At 49.2% G+C, this 3,873-nt stretch carries 2 protein-coding genes; both read left to right on the top strand.

Annotated features, from left to right (window positions below; all coding sequences use genetic code 11):
- The first annotated feature begins 129 nt into the window (after positions 1 to 129).
- Positions 130 to 2,043, top strand: a complete 1,914-nt coding sequence (locus tag EJP87_RS14495; RefSeq protein WP_130472576.1) for an SUMF1/EgtB/PvdO family nonheme iron enzyme — start codon at positions 130 to 132, stop codon at positions 2,041 to 2,043.
- Between the two features lie 214 nt (positions 2,044 to 2,257).
- Complete coding sequence (locus EJP87_RS18660) at positions 2,258 to 3,829, top strand: hypothetical protein (RefSeq protein WP_227657661.1); 1,572 nt, start codon at positions 2,258 to 2,260, stop codon at positions 3,827 to 3,829.
- The last annotated feature ends 44 nt before the right edge of the window (positions 3,830 to 3,873 follow it).

The raw sequence follows: 3,873 nt of genomic DNA, 5'->3' as shown, positions 1-3,873 counted from the left end.
GGGAAATCTATTTTAATAATGAAATGGTAAGAAGTGCCATCTGGCTGACTTTATTGGAAAGAGATCGCTTTCCAGATCCATCGGAATCAGCTTCTGTGCCCATTAGCCAACAATGGAAGGAGTAACTCTATGCCCACTCCAGTCGATCTCATTCCAGAACAGGCTGAACTGATCATTCGTCATTTCACACCTACGTTGCGCATGATTCGTCTATTGGGATCGGGCAGCTTCGGCCAGGTGTTTCTCGTTGCCGACGAAACAAAACAAATTGCCGTCAAAATCATTCCCTTGCAGATGCGGCATGCCAATGAAGCGCATACCAACACCACCTCGGACTGGGAAGAGTCGCATGAATGGCGACAATTGCAACAAAATTGGGATCGTTTGCATCATGGCAGCCTGGTACGGGTGCGTGCCTGTCATGCTTGGCAAACCCAGGATAATAACGATCCCATCGCAGTGTATGGTCTGGTCTATATGGACTATTGGCCCTATGACTTATACGACTGTATCAAGGAGCTGGCGCGGGAAAAACGACTGACTATCGCTCGCCGCTTCGCTCTGTTGATCCAACTGGCTCTCCTGTTACAAAAATTGCTCGAAGATACCGGTTTGATCGTTACTGACCTGAAATTGGAAAATATCATGGTCAATGGTATGCCTCATGGACCATTTCAAATGGCCATGATCGATCTTGGTGGTGTCTATGAAGCGCGATTGTCAGATTATCATCGTGTTATTACAACCGATTTTTATATGGCTCCTGAATTGCTCGATCGTTCTGTCAACATCATCGATGAGCAAATTTTGATCTATGGATTCGGTATGATCGGCATGTTTGTTCTGGAAGGTCGTTGGCCAGTCGATGGATATGATTATCTTAAACCTCTCCTGCCAAAATTACGTGAACAGGGCGGCCCACAATGGTCACCTGTAACCCGTCAAACAATGCCAGAGTGTGTCAAAATTATTGAAACATGTCTGTGCGAAAAACGCGCTCCTGCTCGCTCCAGTACAGAACCTCTTGTCACCGGAGTGCGTTATGCCAGTATGAACACTGTCGTGGATGCTCTGCGAAAAGCACAAAAAAATTGGGAAGAACGTGATTCTTTGGCTACCCAGGTCAGTTATAAAGAGAATGCTAACCTTATCGAATCCCCAAAAATTCGTGAAACCTGGCGTGAACCGTTAACTGGAATGCAATTCAACTGGATTCCACGTGGCAAATTCATGATGGGACAATCGGAAGCTGAGAGTAAAATATTGCGTAAACAAGAAGATGAGGCGGAATTCAATAAATGGTTTGCGCGAGAATTGCCACGCCATCGAGTCGAACTGGATGGATTTTGGATGGGGCGTTTTCCCGTGTTGGTGCGTGAATTTGCCCAGTTTGCCGAAGAGGCACTCTACCAGACCGACAGAGAGCGCATGCAATTTGCATTACGAGATAATGAACGAGCCAGAAAAAAGTTGGATAGCTATAATTGGCGTAAAACCCGCTTTGCCCAAACAGATCAACATCCTGTTGTCTATATCAGTTGGTTCGATGCCATGGCCTTCGTCCAGTGGCTAAGCAGGCGTACAGGGTATCCGTTTGCACTGCCATCAGAAGCCCAGTGGGAATATGCTTGTCGCGGAGGCAGCAGCACCGCCTTTTCCAGCGGTCAGACGATTCGTACTGATCAGGCAAATTATTATGGCGAGGCTGTATACGGCGAGGGAGAAACAGGAATTTATCGTAAAGGAACAACTGTTTGTGGCATCTTTGCAGCCAATTATTATGGCCTGCATGACATGCACGGCAATGTATGGGAGTGGTGCTTGGATAAATACGATGAAAATTTTTACAGTACCATGCAGGCAAAATTACGCAATCCAGTGCACCGGACAGCAATTGGCTATCGCATTAAACGAGGAGGATCGTGGCGCTCCTCTCCAGATTTGCTGCGATCCGCCTACCGAGGAGGAACCTATCCAGATACAGGTAAAGATGATACCGGATTCCGGTTGATTTTGCCTGTGTATATAACGAATGGGGGATAATACCACTTCGCTATTGTAATTCCTTTTTTATTCCCTATACTATCAAATAGTCGGTAGTATGCCATGGTTATGTTGGGGTATGGCGGTCTGCAGAAAAATGCAAAAAAATGTATCAAATTCATATGGTTAGTTTAATGTAACAGATGTTGATTGGTTTTACTTTGGGCAAATTGCGCTATTTGGCGAGTATCATAACGCATCAGGAGTGATGAACATGGCCGAATCAGTCAGTAACAATGAGACTGGTCCACAAATGGGTACAGATGGTAGTTTCAAACCGTCAACCGAACAACAACAGGCGGCAGAACTACTGGATTTATCCGCATCACACATGTCGGACGGAGCGGATCAGAGTGAACTGATTCAGTCTGTTCGTTGGGAGACCAATGAATATTCCGATTTGGCAAACCTACAACCCGAAGTAGGGGTTGTGGAAGTGTCCAAAGGATTTCATGGCTCAGATGCCATTTTACACTCCGCTGTAGATCTGGTTGTCGACAAGATGGGGTTGCTGGATCGTGTTGATCCGATTACCAATCCTGATGGGCGGCAACAGATACCGGTACCAATGCCCCCAACAGAGGAACCTACATTTGCACCAATCGAATTTGGACATGATACATCACCTATCAAGTATCAGGATAGCCGTGAGCCAATCACAGAAGAGCCTGAATTTTTGGGACGCAGGGAGGATGGCAATACAATACCTCAGCCGTCTGGTCAGACACAATCAATAACAAGACCACCTTCCAACCAAAAACCACCATCTGGAACAACAGAGCCGGCAACAACAGAACCTTTGACGACAGAACCTGTAACCACAGAGCCTTTGACAACGGAACCCGTAACCACAGAGCCTTTGACAACGGAACCCGTAACCACAGAACCTTTGACGACAGAACCTGTAACCACAGAGCCTTTGACGACAGAACCTGTAACCACAGAGCCTGTAACCACCGAACCTCCCCATACAACAGAACCTCCCCATACAACAGAACCACCTAATGGGACGGGTACCGGTACTGGAACAGGTGGTACTGGTGGCACAAATACTGGTACTGCCACAGGAACAGACGCTGGAACCGCGACAGGCACAGATACTGGCACCGGTACAGCGACAGGTACTGGTACAGACACCGGCACAGGTACTGGCACAGATACTGGTACAGGTACGGACACCGGCACTGCGACCGGCACAGGTACGGATACCGGTACCACCGGCACAGACACAGGTACTGGCACCGCCACTGGTACAGAGACAAGCACCGGTACAGATACTGGCACTGGTACAGCGACAGGTACTGGTACAGACACTGGTACAGGTACTGCCACAGGTACTGGCACTGATACTGGCACAGGCACAGACACTGGTACAGTGACAGGTACGGACACCGGCACAGCGACAGGTACTGGTACAGAGACAAGCACCGGTACAGATACTGGCACTGGTACCGGCACAGACACCGGTACAGCGACCGGCACAGGTACGGATACCGGTACCACCGGCACTGCGACCGGTACGGATACTGGTACTGGCACATCTACTGGTACAGGTACGGACACCGGCACTGGTACCGGCACAGACACCGGTACAGCGACCGGCACAGGTACGGCTACTGGCACAGACACCGGTACAGCGACAGGTACGGACACCGGCACAGCGACCGGCACCGGCACAGACACTGGTACTGCCACGAGTACAGCGACAGGTACGGACACCGGCACAGCGACCGGTACAGGTACGGATACTGGCACTACTCCATCCCGCCTTTACGCAACTGAATGAACCAATTCCACTGCGGATTTGTGTTTTGAGTGGCGAAGCGGTTG

Origin of the sequence: Candidatus Magnetaquicoccus inordinatus, assembly GCF_004217665.1 — a bacterium.
GTDB lineage: Bacteria > Pseudomonadota > Magnetococcia > Magnetococcales > Magnetaquicoccaceae > Magnetaquicoccus > Magnetaquicoccus inordinatus.
The sequence above is the reverse complement of the archived record's forward strand: the minus strand, read 5'-3'. Positions and strand labels throughout refer to the sequence as shown.